Source organism: Polaribacter dokdonensis, from assembly GCF_024362345.1.
GTDB classification, from domain to species: domain Bacteria; phylum Bacteroidota; class Bacteroidia; order Flavobacteriales; family Flavobacteriaceae; genus Polaribacter; species Polaribacter dokdonensis.
Genome location: NZ_CP101505.1, coordinates 1,205,377 through 1,225,973, shown reverse-complemented (window position 1 = coordinate 1,225,973; position 20,597 = coordinate 1,205,377). Strand labels below are relative to the sequence as shown.

Genomic DNA, 20,597 nt, shown 5'->3' with positions numbered 1-20,597 from the left:
AATTATACAATTAAACCTGTTTTGTTTATTATTATAGGAATCCTCTTCTAAAGAAGTTGTAAATCTGATTTACATCTGCAGATAAGGTAAATCTTATTTTTTGAGGGTAAGCTTCTTGGCCAATTTCCCAACCATTGTTAGAATATACAGGAAAATAGACCTCTAAAATGTTATGTATAAAGTTTAAACGAACACCACTATTGTAACCAAAATATAAAGGATTATTTCTGTTTTTAAGAAAAGCAACATCTGTATAAAATTCAACCCATCTCCAAATACCAAAACTTGAGTTAAAAGCCATCATGTATTGGTTGGCAAATCTTACAGGTAAAACAGATTTAAAACCACCTTCTGCAATAATAAATTGCTGGCTAAAAATACCTGAGTCTTCAGATCGTCCAAAATAATTAAGCTGAAACAAGTAATCATTTGCTCTATCTAAACCAAAACTAAAATAATCTCCAGTAGAATTATTTTTTAAAAATGCACCAACAAATAATCTAAAATCTAATTGTGAATCTGAACTAGACAATGTTCTGTATCTTACATCTGCTGTTAATTTAGAAAATTTTGCTGCAAGCTCTAGGCCAAAGTCATACCTAAATTCTTTAATAATATCTGGATTTATGTAATTGTAACGTAAGCTAAAAACACTATAGTTATCTTCATTTGTTCTAATTTGTCCTTCTGGAATTTCTTTATCAATATGTACTAATTTTGCTCTAATTGATTCTGATGTTGCGTCTCGTAAACTTTTTCTTTTAAAGATTATATTTACAAAAGGTAGTAGAGATTGGTAGCTTAAATTAGGTGCATAATCTAAATTTACACCAGAAATACCATACATTATTTTGTAAATTTTAGTTTTTTCGAAATACTGATTGTAAACTCCAGAAAATGAACCAATAACGCTATTGCTTTTAAAAGCATAAGAAGGCTTAAATGTAAATTCGAAATTTCTTTTTATTAAGGCTTTATTATGCAATTTTACACCAAAAATAACTCCGTTATAAAAATTATAGCCAAAACTAGGTTGATAAAAAACTTGATTATAATAAGAGTCATTAACATCTTTAATAAGACTCATTTTTAATGGTTTATTAAAGATTTTATTCTCTAAACTTTTCCAGTTGTCAAAGGTGTTTAATTCAGGATAAAAGTTTTCATAATTCAAAGCAACTTTATTAATATTAGCTTTTGGAATATTTATAGTGTCTAAATCATCAATATTATTTACCCATTGTTTATATTTAATTTCACGATCATTTAAGCCATATAATAAAACAGGTGTAGTTATGTTTCTTTTATTTTTTATGGATACAGCAACACTATCCTCTTTAATTTTAACTTCTTTAATAGTGTAATCTATCTTTTTATTTGTCTGAATAAAATCTTCAAAAAACCAATTGATGTCTTTATCAGTTTTGGATTTTAATAATTTTTCAAAATCGGTGCTAGCAACAATTGTATTTCTGTTTTCTTGATAAAATTCTTTGATGGTATTGTTTAATAAACTGTCTCCTAAATATCCTTTTAAATATTTAAAGGCCAAGCCAGCTTTATATCTGTTTGCAATTTTTCTGTTAAAATTAGATAATGAATCTGCAGAAGTAGTTAGTGCCTGATCTAAGAATCTTCGAGAACTAAATTGATAAATTAATGGATATTTATCATTAAATTCTAATTTAGATAAGTTAAATGATTTTAAGAACCAATAATCAGAATAACGTCCTAAAAGTTTAGTTTTAGGATAGGTTTGCTCTATATACTCTAACATTAAATAGTTGTGTAAACCATCTAAAAACCAATAGTCTTTTCGTTTATTAAAAAGCAAGGTGTTTTCTATAAACTTTCTACTTAATGCTTTGAATAAAGTAAAATCCCATTTAAAGTTTTCTGGAAAAGGACTTAAAAAATCTGGTAATTGGCTTAATCCATGAACAGGATCTTTACTTTGTGTAATTTTATCTATATAAATCTCTTTGTATGGATATTTTCCTAGAAATTTTTCAATGAAATTTAATTGTTTATTTAAGATTTCTGTAGATACTTTATTAGTAATATCATCATCATTAATATCTGTATAAACATTAATATTATTGGTTTTATAAATACTGTAAATTTTCTTTTTATTGATGCTTAGAATAACATCGGTTTTACTTTTACCAATTAAATAATAATTGTCTTTGCTTTCTTTTTTTGTTTTGTATTGATAAAGTGTGCTTTCTAAAACGTAATCTTTTGGTATATTAACTTCTATATCAAAATCTGTAGCTTTTTCGTATAAATCATCAATATTTAGGTTGCTCATAAGTTTCCAGCCTTGATGATATACTGCAGGAGTTATGTACCAGAATCTTAAATGAAAACCGTTTTCTGTTTTACCATAACCTGTAAATTCAGCACTCGGAATTTTAATAGTATAGGTAATATTTATTTTTGCAGTTTCGTTTTGTTTTAAAGGTTTATATAACTCAATTTTAAGTATATCTGCTCTATCTTCTACTTCTTTAAAAAAGATGTTTTCAAAATCTACAGTTAAATTTTTAATTTTGGTATATCCTAATTTATAAGCAGGAGCAAAATATAAGTTTTTATTATAATCCTTAATAAAACGTTTCGAAAGTGGAGTTTTTCTATCTCTAAAGCTATTTGCCCAGTTGTGCAGATAAATGTTTTCTAAGATAGAATCTGAACTATTATAAAATAGAATTTCTTGTTGCACAAGTAACTCATTCTCTAGTGGATTTAAAGAAGCTTTAATCTTAATTGCATTTTGTTGCGAAAAACATATTGCACAAAATAAAATGCTAAATAAGAGGTTAAAAAAATGCTTCAACTTAAATCTTTATAAATTTTTGAACTCTATAATTGTTTACTTTAATATAATAAACTCCTTTTGTAAAGGTCTCTGTGTTAATTTTTAAAGTTTTCGAATTTACATTTTTTAAATTAAATATTCTTTGACCTAGTTGATTATAAATAAAGATTTTATCTGTTTTTTCAGGTAAGTTTATTTCAATACTGTTTTTAGTAATATTTGAAGTTATAAATTTAATTTTATCTTCTTTGTTGGTAGATAAAACATTTGTTTTAAATTCAAAATCCATTGTAATAGGTAAATGGTCACTAAAAAAATACAGCGCATTTCTTAGTTCTTGGCTAAATTCGCCTGTACAAGTAGTATTACTTACATAAGAATTATAGCAATTACTATTATTACCCACTGTTTTATAAGTATCATTTTTATATGATAAAGTAGTGCTTGTTGTAAAGTTTTTAGACATCATTATAAAATCGAACCTATCATCCATTCCTCCTCCAGAACCATCTCCATTTACTTGTCCATTTCTAGCAGATTGTGAATGCACATCAGCAAAAGATTCATTATTCCAAAAGTAAGTTGAGTCGTAATTATTTTCATTAAAATAATCAACTCCATTTTCTGGAAAAGCAGGACAAAGTCTATCTATTGGATCTATTAATTTAATGGAATTATTTTCATCAATTATTTTTTGAAAACCAGGTTCGTTACTAGTGTAAAAATTAAAATCACCAGCAAATAACACAAAACTATCTTCTGGTAATCTATCTAATTCTCTTGTAAAGTTTTCTACAGAAGCCAATCTTTTTTGCATATTTTCATTACCTCTAGATGCTTTTAAGTGTGTTACAAAAACTTCAATCCTGGTAATTTCATCAGTAGAATTTTCTGATTTTACTATAAAAGTATAATGATTTATATCTCTAATTCCTGTAGGAATAACTTCATTATACTCTAATTCTAATTTATTAGAATTATAGTAAACCATTTGCAACAAACTTGTTGCTGGAGATTCACTAGGTTTAAATTCTGCTTTTTTAAAATTAGTATTAAAAGGTAAAATAGCGTTATCAAACATGAAATCAGAAGCTACTTCATTCTTTAATTCACATATCATAAAAATATCGGGTTGAATTTCATCTAAAATTGTTTTTAGATAAGGCGTTCTCTCCTGACTTTGTGAATCTGAGTTGTAATTTAAAGTATTGTAAAACATTGCTTTAATGTTTGTTTGTGCATTAGTTAAAGTTGCACATAAAACGAATAAAACAAAGAAATGCTTCTTTAGAAACATAGTTTAGAAGTTAGGTTTTAATTTATATTTTGCGTAGAATTTATTAAAATGTTCAACTGCTTCTTCTGCAGTGTCAACAACTCTAAATAAGCTTAAATCTTCTAGACCAATATTTTTTTCTGTAATTAGCGTGTCTTTAATCCAATCTAATAATCCGCTCCAAAATTTAGATCCCACTAAAACAATAGGAAAACGTCCTATTTTCTTAGTTTGAATTAAGGTAATCGCTTCGAAAAGCTCATCCATAGTTCCAAATCCTCCTGGCATTACCACAAAACCTTGAGAGTATTTTACAAACATAACTTTACGTACAAAGAAGTAATCGAAGTCTAAACTTTTACCTGAATCAATCCAAGGATTGTCATGTTGCTCAAAAGGTAGTTCTATATTTAAACCAACAGAAAGACCTTTTCCTCTGTTAGCTCCTTTATTTCCAGCTTCCATAATACCTGGTCCTCCACCAGTAATAACGCCAAAACCAGCTTGTGTTAATTGAAAACCAATTTCCTCTGCTAATTTATAATAAGGATGCTCTGGTTTTGTTCTTGCAGATCCAAAAATAGATACACAAGGCCCAATTTTGCTTAAACGTTCATAACCTTCTACAAACTCTGCCATAATTTTAAAAATGGCCCAAGAGTCGTTTGTTTTAATTTCGTTCCAAGTTTTTTGTTGTAGTTTTTCTCTAATTTTTCTATCGTCGTTTGTCATAATCTATATTTTTTTAGAAAGGCTTGCTAAATTAGTTAATAAATGCTTATCAAAAATTTTAATTTAACTCCTTCTTTAAGAATTTTGCAGTGTAACTTGTTTTATGCTTTGCAACTTGTTCTGGAGTTCCTTTAGTTAATATTTTACCTCCATTTTTTCCACCTTCCATACCTACATCAATTATATAATCTGCCAATTTAATTACATCTAAATTGTGTTCTATGATTAATACAGTATTACCTTTATCAGCTAATTTGTTTAGAACGTCCATTAAAACACGAATGTCTTCAAAATGCAAACCTGTTGTAGGTTCATCAAGAATGTAGAAGGTGTTACCTGTATCTCTTTTAGATAATTCTGATGCCAATTTAATTCGCTGAGCTTCACCACCAGAAAGTGTTGTAGACTGCTGACCAAGTGTGATATAGCCTAAGCCAACGTCTTTTATTGTTTTTAATTTTCTGTGAATTTTAGGTATGTTTTTAAAGAATTCTGTTGCGTCTTCAATGGTCATTTCTAAAACATCAGATATCGATTTTCCTTTATATCTAATTTCTAAAGTTTCTCTGTTAAAACGTTTTCCTTGGCAAGTTTCACATTCTACTTGAACATCAGGCAAAAAATTCATTTCAATGACTCTAACTCCTCCTCCTTGACATGTTTCACATCTACCACCTTTTACATTAAATGAAAAACGACCAGGTTTGTAACCACGAATTGCAGCTTCTGGGGTTTTTGCAAAAAGACTTCTAACTTCGTCAAACGTTTTTGTATAAGTTGCTGGGTTAGATCTTGGTGTTCTTCCAATTGGAGATTGATCTATATCAATCACTTTATCCACATGTTCTAAGCCTTCAATTTTTTTGTATGGCATAGGTTTTTTAACTCCTCTGTAAATATGAGCATTTAAAATAGGGTAGAGGGTTTCATTAATTAAAGTAGATTTTCCACTACCTGAAACACCTGTTACACAGATCATTTTTCCTAAAGGAAATTCGACTGAAACATTTTTTAAATTGTTACCAGAAGCACCTTTAAGGTTTATGGTTTTTCCATTACCTTCTCTACGTTTTTTAGGAACTTCAATCTTTTTTCTGCCAGTTAAGTAATCCGTAGTTAGGGTTTTGTCTTTTATAATTTCATCATAAGTACCAATACTTACAATTTGACCTCCATGTTTGCCTGCACCTGGACCAATGTCTAAAACATAATCTGCTTTTTTCATCATGTCTTCATCATGTTCCACTACCAAAACAGAATTACCAACATCTCTTAATTTTACTAAAGAATCTATTAATTTTTGATTGTCTCTTTGATGTAACCCAATACTTGGTTCATCTAAAATATATAGTACACCAACTAATTGCGAACCAATTTGAGTTGCCAAACGTATTCTTTGTGCTTCGCCTCCAGAAAGTGATTTAGAGGTTCTATCTAACGTTAAATAGTCTAAACCAACATCTAATAAGAATTGAATACGAGTTCTAATTTCTTTTAAGATTTCTGATGCAATTGTGTTTTGTTTTTCAGAAAGATATTGTTCAATATTTTTAAATAATTTAGCCAATTCAGTAACATCCATTTGAGCTAAATCACTAATATTTCTGTCTGTGATTTTAAAATGAAGTGCTTCTTTCTTTAGACGTTTACCATCACAAGTTTTACAAGTAACTTCATCCATAAAACCTTTAGCCCAACGTTTTATAGAAGTGCTTTCTGCGTTGTTATATTGGTTTTCTATAAACGATATGATACCTTCAAAATCAATTTTATAATTTCTTGTTACACCAACTGTTTTAGATTCTATATTAAAAGATTCATTACCACCATTTAAGATGATGTTTAAAGCATCTTCTGGAATGTCTTTAATTGCGTCTGTTAATTTAAATTTATAACGTTCTGCAATATTTTGAATTTGCTTAAAAATCCAGCTGCTTTTTTGTTCACCTAATGGAACAATTCCACCATTTTTGATGGATATACTATCATCAGGTATTACTTTTTTTAAGTTGATTTCTTGAGTGGTGCCTAAACCATTACAGGTTGGGCAAGCACCTTTTGGTGAGTTAAAAGAGAATGTATTTGGCTCTGGATTTGGATAAGCAATTCCTGTTGTTGGACACATTAATTCTCTACTAAAATAACGAGGTTTTTCATTATCAACATCAATAACCATCATTATATTATTACCAGAATATAAAGCTGTTTTAATGGTTTCTTCTAACCTTTTTTCTGATTTTTCATTAACCAAAAGTCGATCTATAACAACCTCAATATCATGCGTTTTGTATCTGTCTAAACGCATGCCTTTTTCTATTTCTCTAATTTCGCCATCAACTCTTACTCTAACAAAGCCTTGTTTAGAAATTTGCTCAAACAATTCTCTATAATGCCCTTTTCTAGATTTAATTAATGGTGCTAAAACTGCAATTTTTTTATTGGCAAAATCTGTAGTTATTAATTGTTTTATCTGCTCATCAGAATAACTCACCATTTTTTCTCCAGTGTTGTAAGAGTAAGCATCTGCAGCTCTCGCAAAAAGAAGTCTTAAAAAATCGTAAATTTCTGTTATAGTACCTACTGTAGATCTTGGACTTTTGTTTGTTGTTTTTTGCTCTATAGAAATTACAGGAGATAATCCATCAATTTTATCAACATCTGGTCTTTCTAAACCTCCTAGAAATTGACGTGCATAAGCAGAAAAGGTTTCAATATAACGTCTTTGGCCTTCTGCATATATTGTATCGAAAGCTAAAGATGATTTTCCACTACCACTTAAACCAGTAATTACTACTAGCTTTTCTCTTGGTATTTTTACATCAATATTTTTTAAGTTATGTGCTCTTGCTCCGTAAACTTCTATGTATTCTTGATCTTTCAAATAAGGTGTTTTTTGCAAAAGAACAAAGTTAAGGATTCCAAAGCATTTTTAATTTAAAACTGAAGAACAAAAATCAATAGAATTGTTATCTTGCATTAAAATGAAAAACAATAGGTTTATACATACAATTCGACATTTTTTTGAAAGACATGGTTTTGGTTTTTTTCAAAGATTGGCAGATAGGTTAGGAATGCGTGCTAAGAATGTTAGAATCTATTTTATCTATGTAACATTTTTTACAGTAGGCTTATCATTTGGCTTTTACCTAACTTTTGCATTTGCAATGAAATTAAAAGATTTAATTTATACTAAAAGAAGTTCGGTTTTCGACTTATAAATATGCGTGTTTTAGACTCAAAAATAAATAGAATTGTATTTCTAATATTATCTGTTTTGGCTACTGGTACTATTGGGTATATGGTATTGTCTAAATACTCTTTTGTAGATGCTTTGTATATGACTGTAATTACAGTTACAACAGTTGGTTTTAGTGAGGTTAAACCATTTACACCACAAGATAAGATTTTTACAATTTTTTTAATTTTAACTAGTATATTTATCTTAGGTTATGCAGTGTCTACCTTTTCAGAATATTTAGTAAGTGGTAAGTTATTTGATTATTTTAAACATAGAACAGTGGAAAAAAAAATAACAAAATTACAAGGGCATTCAATTGTTTGTGGTTATGGAAGAAATGGAAGACAAGCCATTATTAAATTAATGAATTACAATAAAGATTTCGTTGTTGTAGAAAGAGATAAGGAATTGGTTGAAGAGATTGAATCTACAGGACATTTATGTATTCAAGGAGATGCAACTTTAGATGAAACATTAATCGCTGCAGGTATTTTAGAGGCAGATAATTTAATTACTGCTTTGCCTTCAGATGCAAATAATTTATTTGTTGTTTTAAGTGCAAGACAACTAAATGGTAAAATGAAAATAATAAGCAGAGCTTCTAACGAAAGTTCTTACAGTAAATTAAAAATTGCTGGAGCAGATAATGTAATTATGCCAGATAAATTGGGAGGAGATCATATGGCTTCTTTAGTAACCACTCCAGATGTAATAGAATTTGTAGATAGATTAACTGTTGAAGGAGAAACTACAGCTAATCTAGAAGAAATTATTGTTGATGATTTACCGAAAAAATACAGAGGAAAAACAATTTTAGATTTAGATTTAAGAAAGAAAACTGGTTGCACAGTTATTGGTTTTAGAAATCCAGATAAAGATTATATTATAAATCCAGAAGCATCAACAGTTCTAGTTGATAGTGCACACCTTATAGTTTTGGGAAGACCCGAACAAATTATAAAACTTAGAGAATTATTTTAAATGATTAAAGTTGTAATAACAGGTAGTAATGGTTTATTAGGGCAATCACTTTTAAATTTATTGTTGGATGAGAAAAATAAATATGAAGTTTATGGTTTTTCTAAAGGTGAAAATAGAAGTGGTAGAAATGATTTTAAATACTACTCTTTAGATATTACCAATAAAGAACAACTTATAAAAGAAATTAAAAAACTTCAACCAAATTACATTGTAAATACTGCTGCAATGACACAGGTTGATGCTTGTGAGAATAATAAATCTGCTTGCGACACACTTAATGTTGATGTTGTAAAATGGTTAGCAGAAATCTGTAAAAAAATAAATGCACACTTAATTCATATTTCAACAGATTTTATTTTCGATGGTAAAAAAGGATGGTATACAGAAACTGATGAGCCAAATCCATTAAGCTACTATGGTCTATCTAAACTAAAATCAGAACAGGTTTTAGAGAAATTAACTATTAATTATACCATATTAAGAACTATTTTAGTTTACGGAAAAGTTTATGATATGAGTAGAAGCAACATTGTTCTTTGGGTAAAAGAATCTCTAGAAAATAAGAAAGAAATAACCATAGTAGATGATCAATATAGAACTCCAACTTATGTTAAAGATTTAGCTTTAGCATGTAAAATTTCTATAGATAAAAATGCAACAGGAGTCTTTAATATTGCTTCGTCAGAATTATTAAGTATTTATGAGATTGCCAAACAAATTGCAGATGTGTTTAACTTAGACGATTCTTACATAAAACCAATTTCAACATCAACATTAAATCAAACTGCAAATAGACCTATTAAAACTGGTTTTGATTTATCAAAAACAAATAAAGAATTCAACTTTTACCCAAAGACATTTAAAGACGATTTACAGAGATTTAAAGAAACCTTAATGTAAAAATCATATTTAACGTATAAAAGTTGTCAAAACTTCAATTTTTTAAGATATTGCGCCTTACTAATTCAAAATCTAACATAGATATATTATGAAGAAAAAATTTCTTTCATTACTTTTTTTAGCAGTTCCATTTTTTACAATCGCCCAAGAAAAAGGCTTAGATCAGCAAATTGATGAGGCTTTTGGAAGCGCAACAGGATGGTTCGTAGACTTTATTTTTTATCAAATTCCTTTTACAGATACCATAAGTATTTACTGGGTGTTATTCCCTTTAATTTTAGGAGCTGTATATTTTACTTTCTATTTTAACTTTATCAATTTTAGAGGTTTTATTACATCTATAAATATTGTTAGAGGTAAATATGATGGTTTAGAAGGTAAGGGTCATGCAAAAGCAATTGAAGTTGATGGTAGTGTATCTACAACAGATTCTGGAGATAATCCTGATACTGTAAGAGTTGAAGGTCATGATGGAGAGGTTTCTCACTTTCAAGCATTAACAGCAGCCCTTTCTGCAACAGTTGGTTTGGGTAATATTGCAGGTGTAGCAATTGCAGTTTCTATTGGTGGAGCAGGTGCTACTTTCTGGATGATTATAGCAGGATTCTTAGGTATGGCTTCTAAATTTGTAGAATGTACTCTAGGTGTAAAATATAGAGATATTGCTGCAGATGGTACTGTTTATGGTGGGCCAATGTATTACTTAACAAAAGGACTAAAATCTAAAATTTTAGGTAAAGTTTTAGCAGGGGCTTTTGCAATATTCGTTATTGGTGGTTCATTTGGAGGTGGTAACATGTTTCAAGTTAATCAGGCTTTTCAATTAGTTCAAAATATTACAGGTGGTAGCGAATCTGTTTTAGCTGGTAAAGGATGGTTATTTGGTTTAATAATGGCTGTTTTAGTTGGTATTGTAATTATTGGAGGTATTAAGAAAATTGCAAAAGTAACAGACAAAATTGTACCATTTATGGTTGCAATATATGTAGGTGCTGCCTTATTTGTAATTTTTGCAAATTATGATATGATAGGAGCTGCATTTAGTCAAATCTTTAATGGTGCATTTAGCCCAGAAGGAATTGCAGGTGGTGCAGTTGGAGTTTTAATTCAAGGTTTTAGAAGAGCAGCATTTTCTAACGAGGCAGGTATTGGTTCTGCATCTATTGCGCACTCAGCAGTAAAAACAAAATATGCAGCAAGTGAAGGAATGGTTGCTTTATTAGAGCCATTTATAGATACTGTTGTAGTTTGTACAATGACAGCTTTAGTGTTAATTATTACTGGGTTTGTAGATCCATTAAATCCGCCAGCAAATGATGCACAAGCTATCTTGTTAACATCAAGCGCATTTGCATCATCTATATCTTGGTTTCCATATGTATTAACAGTTGCAGTTGTATTATTCGCATTTAGTTCTATGATTTCTTGGTCTTACTATGGTTTTCAAGGATGGGTTTATTTATTTGGTAGATCTAAAAAAATGGAATATACATATAAGGTTATATTTTGTGTATTTGTAGTTATTGGTGCAGCAGCTAGTTTAGGGTCAGTAATTGGTTTCTCTGATGCTATGGTTTTTGCTATGATGGTTCCAAACATGATAGGTCTTATTATCTTAGCTCCTAAGGTAAAAGAAGAATTAAAGAAGTACATGAACGCTATTAAGAGTAGCGAAGCATAAAATTATAATTAATGAAAATATTCAAATCCCATTTCTGGTATAACAAAAGCCAAAGAAATGGGATTTTTTTATTGGTAATTCTAATTGTAATCTTACAAGTTGTAATTATTTTAGAGCCATTTTCGAAAGAAGAAATTTTAGATAAAAATAATACAGAATTAATAGCTTTTCAAAATAAGATAGACAGTTTAAAGCTAGTTGAGATTGAAAATAGAAAGCCAAAAATTTATCCTTTTAATCCAAATTACATTACAGATTTTAAAGGCGAACAATTAGGAATGTCTTTAGAAGAAATTGATAGATTACATGCTTTTCGAAAATCAAATAGATTTGTAAATTCTAAAGAAGATTTTCAAAAAGTTACAAAGATTTCAGATTCTTTACTGATAAGAATTTCACCTTATTTCAAATTTCCAGATTGGGTTGTAAAACGTAATCAACAGCAACAAAACAAGCAATCTAAAATAATAGATAAATTAAGTTCAGCAGATAATGCTGTTGCATCTCATAAAGTGTCAACAATAGATATTAATAAAGCAACTGCAGAAGATTTTAGAACCGTAAATGGAATTGCAGCATCTTTCTCTGAAAGAATTATTAAGTATCGTTCTAAATTACAAGGATTTTCTTACCCTTCTCAGTTGTATGAAGTATGGGGTTTACAAAAGAAAATAGCAGATAAAGTATTAGCTACTTTTAAAATTATTGAGTTGCCAAAAATTCAGAAACAGAATCTAAACACTATTGAGTTCAAGCAATTACTAAAAAATCCTTATATCGATTACGAGTTATGTAAGAAAATTTTTAATTATAGAGATGAAGTAGCTGAGCTTCAAAATATATCAGAATTAAAAAATATCGAGGGTTTTCCTTTAGATAAATATGATAGAATAGTCTTATATTTGGTAGCTGAATAATAATTAAAAATTCACTTCAAATGAGCAGTATGTATTTTACTGAAGAGCATGAAGCTTTTCGTGCTAGTTTCAAAGATTTTTTACAAAAAGAAGTTGTGCCTCATATAGAAAAATGGGAAAAAACAGGTTCTATAGAACGTTTCATCTGGAAGAAGTTTGGTGAAATGGGTTACTTTGGTTTATCTACTCCAGAAGAATTTGGTGGTATGGATTTAGATCTTTTCTATACAGTGATTTTTTTAGAAGAATTACAAAAAATAAATTCGGGAGGTTTTGCTGCTGCAATGTGGGCTCATGAATATTTAGCAATGACTCACCTAAATAAAGAAGGGAATCAACAACAGAAAGAGAAATATTTAGTGCCTAGTGTAGAAGGAGATAAGATTGGTTGTTTATGTATCACAGAGCCATTTGGAGGTTCAGATGTAGCAGGTATGAGATCTACAGCTGTAAAGCAAGGAGACAAGTATATATTAAATGGCTCAAAAACATTTATTACAAATGGTGTTTATTCAGATTACTTAATCGTAGCTGCAAAAACAGATCCATCAGATAAATATAAAGGAATTAGCATTTTTGTAGTTGATAGAGATTCTAAAGGGGTTTCTGCAACCAAGTTAGATAAGTTAGGTTGGAGAGCCTCAGATACAGGAGAAATAGCTTTTGATAATGTAGAAATTCCGGCTGAAAACTTAATGGGAGAAGAAGGCATGGGTTTTCCATACATTATGCAACATTTTGCTTTAGAGCGTTTAATAATGGGTGTTAATGCACATGCAAGAGCAGAATTTGCTGTAGATTATGCAGTGCAGTATATGCATGAAAGAATTGCTTTTGGTAAATCTTTAGATAAATTTCAGGCTTTAAGACATAAAGTGGCTGAAATGGCTAGTAAAGTAGATATGTGTAGAGAGTACAACTATTCTATAACTAAAAGATTAGATATGGGTACTTACGTTGTAAAAGAAGCTAGTATGTCTAAACTGTTATCTACAAAAATTGCAGATGAGGTTATTTATGATGCCTTGCAATTATTAGGTGGTTATGGTTACATGGAAGAATATCCAATGGCTCGTTTGCTAAGAGATAGTAGGTTAGGTCCTATTGGTGGTGGAACTTCTGAAATCTTAAAAGAGATTATAGCAAAAATGGTTATTGATAAAAAAGAATATAAACCAGCTACATAGTATTTTAGTAAACATTTTTGTTAAAATTACTTTTGATTATAGCAAAAATGCTTATCGTTAAAAAGGAATGTATAAGTCAGCTACTGAGTTATATTAAAATAAAATTTAATATCATTTTACGAAAGAAACATAAAGTTTTTGTAAAATGATATTTTTTTTAATCCATTATCTAACACTTAAAAAATAGTAGTTAACTTATTTTCTATTAGTGCGTTCCCTAAAGGTCGGGCTTTACATTATATCTTTTTTGAGAAAACAAAAAAGGATGCCACTTCAATCCCTAACGCAAATTACTAGTCTTAAAATAAAATCACTTTAAAATTTGTATTTCATTTTTTATAAGTACATTTGCAGTCCAAAAATTATAAATCAGCAGTTTAACTGTTATTAAAATATTTAAGATACTTATGAAGGGAGGTGCCAACTTATGTTAATTATACCTGTAAAAGAAGGAGAGAATATAGATAGAGCTTTAAAACGTTATAAGAGAAAATTCGACAGAACAAAGACGATGAAGAACTTACGTAACAGAAAAAACTTTACAAAGCCTTCAGTAGCTAAAAGAGCTCAAAGAATAAAAGCTTCTTACGTTCAAAGATTAAGAACACAAGAAGAGGTAGGTTAGTCAAATAACCTCAAATAGTTTAAACTCGCATCAATTATTTTGATGCGAGTTTTTTTGTGCCACTATTTTTGTAAATTTACTATAAACAAAAAAAAAGAATCAGATTTTGGTAAAACCTTTTTTAGATTATTTATATCTTGAAAAAAAATATTCAGAGCACACCATTATTGCTTATCAAAAAGATTTGAATTCTTTTCAAAGATTTTTGCAAATCACTTTTGATCAAGACAGTCTTTTAACGGTAAATTATTCACAAATAAGAAGTTGGATTGTTGCTTTGGTAGATGACGAGATTTCCAATAGAACAATCAATCGAAAAATTAGCTCTTTAAAATCCTTTTATAAATTTCTTCAAAAATCAAATCAAATAACAGTAAGTCCATTGCAAAAGCATAAAGCTTTAAAAGTTGCAAAAAAGGTACAAGTGCCATTTTCAACCAAAGAAGTTAAATCTGTTTTAGATGCAGTTTCCATTTCAAACGACTTTGTTTCTGTTCGAAATAAATTAATTGTAGAATTGTTTTATTCTACAGGAATTCGAAGAGCTGAGTTAATAAATATTAAGCTAATGGATATTGATTCTAATAAAGGCGTTTTAAAGGTCTTAGGAAAGCGAAATAAAGAAAGGTTGGTGCCAATATTAAAATCCGTTTTAAATACTTTAGAAACTTATCTTATTGAGAGAAGTAAAATTGTAAAAAACTCCGATTTTCTATTCATTACCGAAAAAGGAAATAAAATATATGAAACTCTTGTTTATAGAGTTATTAATTCTTACTTTAGTAAGGTGTCTTCTAAGGTGAAAAAGAGCCCTCACATTCTCAGGCATTCATTTGCAACTCACCTACTAAATGAAGGTGCAGATTTAAATTCAGTTAAAGAATTGTTAGGTCATACTTCTTTAGCTTCCACTCAAGTCTACACACATAATAGCCTTGACGCAATCAAACAAGTGTATAACCATGCTCATCCTAAGAGCAAAAAAAATGAATAGATTATGAAAGTATTTACCCAATCAGTCAATTTTAATGCAGATAGTAAATTAATCAGCTTTGCTGAGAAAAAAGTGGAGACCTTAGTAAAGTTTCATGATAAAATTGTTGACGCAGAAGTTTTCTTAAAAGTTCAAAATACTAGTGATAAAGAAAATAAAATTACAGAAGTTAAAATAAATATTCCAGGCAGTGAATTAATAGTGAAAAGAGAGACAAAAACCTTCGAAGAAGGCATTAATTCTGCAGTTGATAATCTAAAAAGACAATTGAAAAAGTCAAAGGAGAAATTAAGAGATTCTTTAATTTCATAAAAAAAGAAAAAAATAATTATAAAAAGTTTTGGAATTTAAAAAAACTTTATACATTTGCAATCCGTTAGAAATAGCGGGTTGTTTTTTTGCAAGAAAAAGCCGATGTAGCTCAGCTGGCTAGAGCAGCTGATTTGTAATCAGCAGGTCGTGGGTTCGAGTCCCTCCATCGGCTCTAAATAAAGAAACAAAAGTTCATTAAAATAGTAAATTATAGGGGAGATACTCAAGCGGCCAACGAGGACGGACTGTAACTCCGTTGACTATGTCTTCGCAGGTTCGAATCCTGCTCTCCCCACAATTTACATTTTTTGCGAAAGTAGCTCAGTTGGTAGAGCGTCAGCCTTCCAAGCTGAATGTCGCCGGTTCGAACCCGGTCTTTCGCTCTAAAGATCAACAAAGCCGGTGTAGCTCAGTTGGTAGAGCGCATCCTTGGTAGGGATGAGGTCATGGGTTCAAATCCCATCATTGGCTCATTGAAAAAGTATTATTAGACACTAAATATATTTAAACTAAGAATTAAAATCAATAATTATGGCAAAAGGAACTTTTGACCGTTCGAAACCACACTTAAATATTGGTACTATCGGACACGTAGATCACGGTAAAACAACTTTAACTGCGGCTATTACTAAAGTATTAGCTGATGCAGGATTCTCTGAAGCTAGATCTTTTGATCAGATTGATAATGCACCAGAAGAAAAAGAAAGAGGTATTACAATTAACACTTCTCACGTTGAATATCAAACAGCGAATCGTCACTATGCTCACGTTGACTGTCCAGGTCACGCGGATTATGTTAAGAACATGGTAACAGGTGCTGCCCAGATGGATGGTGCTATTTTAGTTGTTGCTGCAACTGATGGACCAATGCCTCAAACTAGAGAGCATATCTTATTAGGTCGTCAGGTAGGTATTCCACGTATCGTTGTTTTCTTAAACAAGGTTGATATGGTTGATGATGAAGAGTTATTAGAGTTAGTTGATATGGAGGTTAGAGAATTATTATCTTTCTATGAATATGATGGAGATAATGGTCCTGTAGTTTCAGGTTCTGCTTTAGGAGCTTTAAATGGTGAGGAAAAATGGGTTAATACTGTTTTAGAATTAATGGCACAAGTTGATGCTTGGATTGAAGAGCCTTTAAGAGAGGTTGATAAAGATTTCTTAATGCCTGTTGAAGATGTATTTTCAATTACTGGTCGTGGAACTGTAGCTACAGGTCGTATTGAAACTGGTATTGCGAATACAGGAGATGTTGTTGATATTATTGGTATGGGAGCTGAGAAGATGTCTTCTACTATTACTGGTATCGAAATGTTCCGTCAAATCTTAGATAGAGGTGAGGCTGGTGATAATGCTGGTATCTTATTAAGAGGTATTGCAAAAGAAGATATTAAAAGAGGTATGGTAATCTGTAAGCCAGGTTCTGTAACTCCTCATGCTAAGTTTAAAGCAGAGGTTTATGTTCTTAAGAAAGAAGAAGGTGGACGTCATACTCCATTCCATAATAACTATCGTCCGCAGTTCTACGTAAGAACAACGGATGTTACAGGTACTATTAATTTACCTTCAGGTGTAGAGATGGTTATGCCAGGAGATAACTTAACAATTACAGTTGATTTGATTCAGCCAATTGCATTAAATGTTGGTTTACGTTTTGCAATCCGTGAAGGAGGTAGAACTGTAGGTGCAGGTCAAGTAACTGAATTATTAGACTAATATTTAATTAGTTTTATTATTTCAAAATTATAAAGGTATTCCGTTTTTTTACGGAATACCTTTATCAATGAATAAGAAACGGGCGTAGTTCAGCGGTAGAGCACTGGTCTCCAAAACCAGCTGTCGGGAGTTCGAATCTCTCCGCCCGTGCAAATAAAAATATAGTAATATGAACTTTATTCAATATATCAAAGACTCTTTTGATGAACTTAGTAACCATATGACATGGATATCTAAGGAAGATGCTCAGAAAACTACAGTTACTGTGGCAGTTTTTACAATTGTATTCGCATTAGCTGTTGCTGGTATTGATTATGTTTTTCAAACAGGATTAGATAACTTTTTTAAATTATTTTAATAATTAACTATGGCTGATTCGGTTATGAAATGGTATGTTGTTAGAGCCATTGGAGGACAAGAGAATAAAGTAAAAAATTATATAGAAACAGAAATTTCTAGGGTAGGTTTATCTGATTATGTAAATCAAGTTATTGTTCCTACCGAAAAAGTTGTTCAAATCAGAAATGGAAAAAAGGTAAACAGAGAAAGGGTTTATTTTCCAGGTTATATTATGGTTGAAGCAAATTTGTCGGGAGAAGTACCTCATGTTATTAAGGCAATTACTGGAGTTATAGGTTTTCTTGGAGAGGTAAAGGGTGGTGAGCCTGTACCTATGAGAAAGTCTGAGGTAAATAGAATGCTTGGTAAAGTTGATGAGCTTTCTGTTCAAGATGAAAATATTGCTATACCATATAATGTTGGAGAGACCGTCAAAGTTGTGGATGGGCCTTTCAATGGATTTGATGGTACAATAGAAAAAGTAAACGAAGAAAAGCGTAAACTTGAAGTAATGGTGAAAATATTCGGAAGAAAAACACCATTAGAATTGAGTTATATGCAAGTAGAAAAGATATAATTGTTACACAGATATATATCGATTTATTTTTTGGCTTCCAACTTAAAATAAATCATTAAACATTTTTAAAAATGGCAAAAGAAGTTAGTAAAGTAGTTAAGTTACAAGTAAGGGGAGGCGCAGCGAATCCATCGCCGCCGGTTGGACCCGCTTTAGGAGCTGCTGGTGTTAACATTATGGAGTTTTGTAAACAGTTCAATGCAAGAACACAAGACAAACAAGGTAAAGTTTTACCTGTTGTTATTACTGTTTTCAAAGACAAATCGTTCGATTTTGTTGTAAAAACTCCTCCTGCAGCAGTTCAGTTACTAGAAGCGGCCAAAATTAAAAAAGGTTCAGGAGAACCAAATAGGAAGAAAGTAGCATCAGTTACTTGGGATCAAATTAAAGTCATTGCAGAAGACAAAATGGTAGATTTAAATGCCTTTGAAGTTACTTCAGCAATGAAAATGATTGCAGGTACAGCACGTTCTATGGGATTAACAGTAAAAGGTAATGCACCAGCATAACTTTATAAAAAGTAGTAAAATGGCAAAATTAACAAAAAAGCAAAAAGAAGCTTACGCTAAGGTTGATAATACTCAATCTTATGATTTAGCAGCTGCTTCAGCTCTAGTCAAAGACATTACTAATGTAAAGTTTGATGCTTCTGTAGATTTGGCAATACGTTTAGGAGTTGATCCACGTAAAGCAAATCAAATGGTTAGAGGTGTAGTTACATTACCTCATGGTACAGGTAAAGATGTAAAAGTTTTAGCATTAGTAACTCCAGATAAAGAGGCAGAAGCAAAAGAAGCTGGTGCTGATTATGTGGGATTAGATGAATACCTTCAGAAGATTAAAGGAGGTTGGACAGATGTAGATGTAATTATTACAATGCCTAGTGTTATGGGTAAATTAGGTCCATTAGGAAGAATTTTAGGTCCTAGAGGTTTAATGCCAAATCCAAAAACAGGTACTGTAACTATGGATGTTGCAAAAGCAGTAACAGATGTAAAAGCTGGTAAAATTGACTTTAAAGTTGATAAAACTGGTATTGTACATGCTGCAATTGGAAAAGTATCTTTTGATGCTAAGAAAATTGAAGAAAATGCTAATGAATTAATCCAAACAATTATTAAATTGAAACCTACAACAGCAAAAGGAACGTATGTAAAAAGCGTTTTTATGTCTAGTACTATGAGTCCTAGTATAGCTGTTGAAGTAAAAACTGTTTAATACGTTAAAACTTATAATTATGACTAGAGAAGAGAAATCACAAGTAATACAAGATTTAACAGCAGTATTAGCAGATACAAATACACTTTATTTAGCAGACATCTCTGGATTAAATGCTCAAACTACTTCTAATTTAAGAAGAGCTTGTTTTAAAGCTGGAGTTCAGTTATCTGTTGTTAAAAATACATTACTTGCAAAAGCAATGGAAGCATCAGACAAAGATTTTGGTGATCTTCCAACAACATTAAAGGGTAATACATCAATGATGATTTCTGAAGCAGCTAATGCTCCAGCAAAATTAATCAAAGAATTTAGAAAGAAATCTAAGAAGCCAATTTTAAAGGGGGCTTTCGCAGAAGAATCGGTTTACATTGGTGATGATCAATTAGATGCTTTAGTAGATATTAAATCTAAAGAAGAATTAATTGGTGAAATCATTGGATTATTACAGTCGCCTGCTAAGAATGTTATTTCAGCATTACAATCAGGAGGACAAACACTTTCAGGTATTATTAAAACTTTATCTGAAAAAGAATAAGCGCACAAATAAACTATAATAAAACAAAATTTTTAAAAACAATTAAAATGGCAGAATTAAAAGATTTCGCAGAACAATTAGTTAACTTAACAGTAAAAGAAGTTAATGAATTAGCTACTATTTTAAAAGATGAGTATGGTATCGAGCCTGCAGCAGCAGCTGTAGCAGTAGCAGGACCAGCAGCAGGTGGTGGAGATGATTCAGCTGATGAGCAAACAGAATTTGATGTTATCTTAACAGCAGCAGGTGCTTCTAAATTAGCAGTTGTAAAATTAGTTAAAGAATTAACTGGTTTAGGTTTAAAAGATGCTAAAGGTATCGTAGATAGCGCACCAGCTCCAATCAAAGAAGGTGTAACTAAAGATGAGGCTGAAGGTCTTAAAAAATCTTTAGAAGAAGCAGGAGCAGAGGTAGAGCTTAAATAAGCTTTTACTTCTCGAGTTTCGAACAATGATATCGAAATCGAGAAAACAAATTTAGGTTTAGGTACTAAGAACTTCGGTTTTTAGGCCTAAACCATTTTGTGTATATATTCGTTCTTT

Annotated in this window: 20 protein-coding genes and 5 tRNA genes; 21 read left to right on the top strand and 4 right to left on the bottom strand. The window is 30.6% G+C overall.

The features are described 5' to 3' along the window. Positions 1-31: 31 nt before the first annotated feature. Genes LPB302_RS05550 through uvrA form a run of 4 tightly spaced genes read right to left on the bottom strand, consistent with a single transcriptional unit; the run spans position 32 to position 7,710 of the window. Positions 32-2,839: a gluzincin family metallopeptidase gene (locus LPB302_RS05550; RefSeq protein ID WP_053972797.1), complete on the bottom strand. Its 2,808-nt coding sequence runs from the start codon at positions 2,837-2,839 to the stop codon at positions 32-34. 1 nt (position 2,840) lies between these two features. Continuing rightward, a complete protein-coding gene (locus tag LPB302_RS05545; protein WP_053972796.1) occupies positions 2,841-4,118 on the bottom strand; it encodes a T9SS type A sorting domain-containing protein in 1,278 nt (425 codons plus the stop codon). A 3-nt stretch (positions 4,119-4,121) separates the two neighbouring features. Beyond that, positions 4,122-4,829 (bottom strand): LOG family protein, encoded by a 708-nt coding sequence (locus tag LPB302_RS05540; RefSeq protein ID WP_053972795.1) that lies wholly within the window; start codon positions 4,827-4,829, stop codon positions 4,122-4,124. A gap of 58 nt (positions 4,830-4,887) precedes the next feature. Further along, positions 4,888-7,710: an excinuclease ABC subunit UvrA gene (uvrA, locus tag LPB302_RS05535; protein WP_053975247.1), complete on the bottom strand. Its 2,823-nt coding sequence runs from the start codon at positions 7,708-7,710 to the stop codon at positions 4,888-4,890. A 100-nt stretch (positions 7,711-7,810) separates the two neighbouring features. Between uvrA and LPB302_RS05530 the strand changes: the two genes are divergently transcribed. The 21 genes from LPB302_RS05530 (at position 7,811) to rplL (ending at position 20,480) form a co-directional block, all read left to right on the top strand. Next, complete coding sequence (locus LPB302_RS05530) at positions 7,811-8,047, top strand: PspC family transcriptional regulator (RefSeq protein WP_053972794.1); 237 nt, start codon at positions 7,811-7,813, stop codon at positions 8,045-8,047. Positions 8,048-8,049: 2 nt separating this feature from the next. After that, the gene (locus LPB302_RS05525; RefSeq protein ID WP_053972793.1) at positions 8,050-9,048 is read left to right on the top strand and encodes a potassium channel family protein; all 999 of its coding nucleotides are present in this window, start codon (positions 8,050-8,052) and stop codon (positions 9,046-9,048) included. Next, positions 9,049-9,948, top strand: coding sequence for an SDR family oxidoreductase (locus LPB302_RS05520; RefSeq protein WP_053972792.1), 900 nt, complete (start codon positions 9,049-9,051; stop codon positions 9,946-9,948). Between the two features lie 88 nt (positions 9,949-10,036). Continuing rightward, entirely contained in the window at positions 10,037-11,629 is a 1,593-nt protein-coding gene (locus tag LPB302_RS05515; RefSeq protein WP_053972791.1) for an alanine/glycine:cation symporter family protein, read from the top strand. An 11-nt stretch (positions 11,630-11,640) separates the two neighbouring features. Then, positions 11,641-12,546, top strand: coding sequence for a helix-hairpin-helix domain-containing protein (locus LPB302_RS05510; RefSeq protein ID WP_053972790.1), 906 nt, complete (start codon positions 11,641-11,643; stop codon positions 12,544-12,546). A gap of 20 nt (positions 12,547-12,566) precedes the next feature. Then, positions 12,567-13,733: an acyl-CoA dehydrogenase family protein gene (locus tag LPB302_RS05505; RefSeq protein WP_053972789.1), complete on the top strand. Its 1,167-nt coding sequence runs from the start codon at positions 12,567-12,569 to the stop codon at positions 13,731-13,733. Between the two features lie 427 nt (positions 13,734-14,160). Then, positions 14,161-14,358 (top strand): 30S ribosomal protein S21, encoded by a 198-nt coding sequence (rpsU, locus tag LPB302_RS05500; protein ID WP_015480739.1) that lies wholly within the window; start codon positions 14,161-14,163, stop codon positions 14,356-14,358. Positions 14,359-14,461: 103 nt separating this feature from the next. After that, a complete protein-coding gene (locus tag LPB302_RS05495; RefSeq protein WP_053972788.1) occupies positions 14,462-15,352 on the top strand; it encodes a tyrosine-type recombinase/integrase in 891 nt (296 codons plus the stop codon). Positions 15,353-15,355: 3 nt separating this feature from the next. After that, positions 15,356-15,664, top strand: coding sequence for a ribosome hibernation-promoting factor, HPF/YfiA family (gene hpf, locus LPB302_RS05490; protein WP_053972787.1), 309 nt, complete (start codon positions 15,356-15,358; stop codon positions 15,662-15,664). 98 nt (positions 15,665-15,762) lie between these two features. Next, positions 15,763-15,836, top strand: a tRNA-Thr gene (locus LPB302_RS05485). Positions 15,837-15,877: 41 nt separating this feature from the next. Further along, positions 15,878-15,959, top strand: a tRNA-Tyr gene (locus LPB302_RS05480). Between the two features lie 15 nt (positions 15,960-15,974). Next, a tRNA-Gly gene (locus tag LPB302_RS05475) sits at positions 15,975-16,047 on the top strand. A 15-nt stretch (positions 16,048-16,062) separates the two neighbouring features. Continuing rightward, positions 16,063-16,135, top strand: a tRNA-Thr gene (locus LPB302_RS05470). Between the two features lie 60 nt (positions 16,136-16,195). Further along, a complete protein-coding gene (gene tuf / locus LPB302_RS05465; protein WP_053972786.1) occupies positions 16,196-17,383 on the top strand; it encodes an elongation factor Tu in 1,188 nt (395 codons plus the stop codon). Positions 17,384-17,461: 78 nt separating this feature from the next. Continuing rightward, positions 17,462-17,533 (top strand) — tRNA-Trp (locus tag LPB302_RS05460). A 19-nt stretch (positions 17,534-17,552) separates the two neighbouring features. Beyond that, positions 17,553-17,741 carry a preprotein translocase subunit SecE gene (gene secE, locus LPB302_RS05455; protein ID WP_015480735.1) on the top strand — a complete coding sequence of 63 codons (189 nt, stop codon included), beginning with the start codon at positions 17,553-17,555 and terminating at the stop codon, positions 17,739-17,741. A gap of 9 nt (positions 17,742-17,750) precedes the next feature. After that, on the top strand, positions 17,751-18,299 hold the full coding sequence (nusG, locus tag LPB302_RS05450; protein ID WP_015480734.1) for a transcription termination/antitermination protein NusG: 549 nt from the start codon (positions 17,751-17,753) through the stop codon (positions 18,297-18,299). A gap of 71 nt (positions 18,300-18,370) precedes the next feature. Further along, complete coding sequence (gene rplK / locus LPB302_RS05445) at positions 18,371-18,808, top strand: 50S ribosomal protein L11 (RefSeq protein ID WP_015480733.1); 438 nt, start codon at positions 18,371-18,373, stop codon at positions 18,806-18,808. A gap of 19 nt (positions 18,809-18,827) precedes the next feature. Continuing rightward, positions 18,828-19,517 carry a 50S ribosomal protein L1 gene (rplA, locus tag LPB302_RS05440; RefSeq protein WP_053972785.1) on the top strand — a complete coding sequence of 230 codons (690 nt, stop codon included), beginning with the start codon at positions 18,828-18,830 and terminating at the stop codon, positions 19,515-19,517. Between the two features lie 19 nt (positions 19,518-19,536). Continuing rightward, the gene (rplJ, locus tag LPB302_RS05435) at positions 19,537-20,055 is read left to right on the top strand and encodes a 50S ribosomal protein L10 (RefSeq protein ID WP_053972784.1); all 519 of its coding nucleotides are present in this window, start codon (positions 19,537-19,539) and stop codon (positions 20,053-20,055) included. A 47-nt stretch (positions 20,056-20,102) separates the two neighbouring features. Continuing rightward, complete coding sequence (rplL, locus tag LPB302_RS05430) at positions 20,103-20,480, top strand: 50S ribosomal protein L7/L12 (protein WP_053972783.1); 378 nt, start codon at positions 20,103-20,105, stop codon at positions 20,478-20,480. Positions 20,481-20,597: the final 117 nt, after the last annotated feature.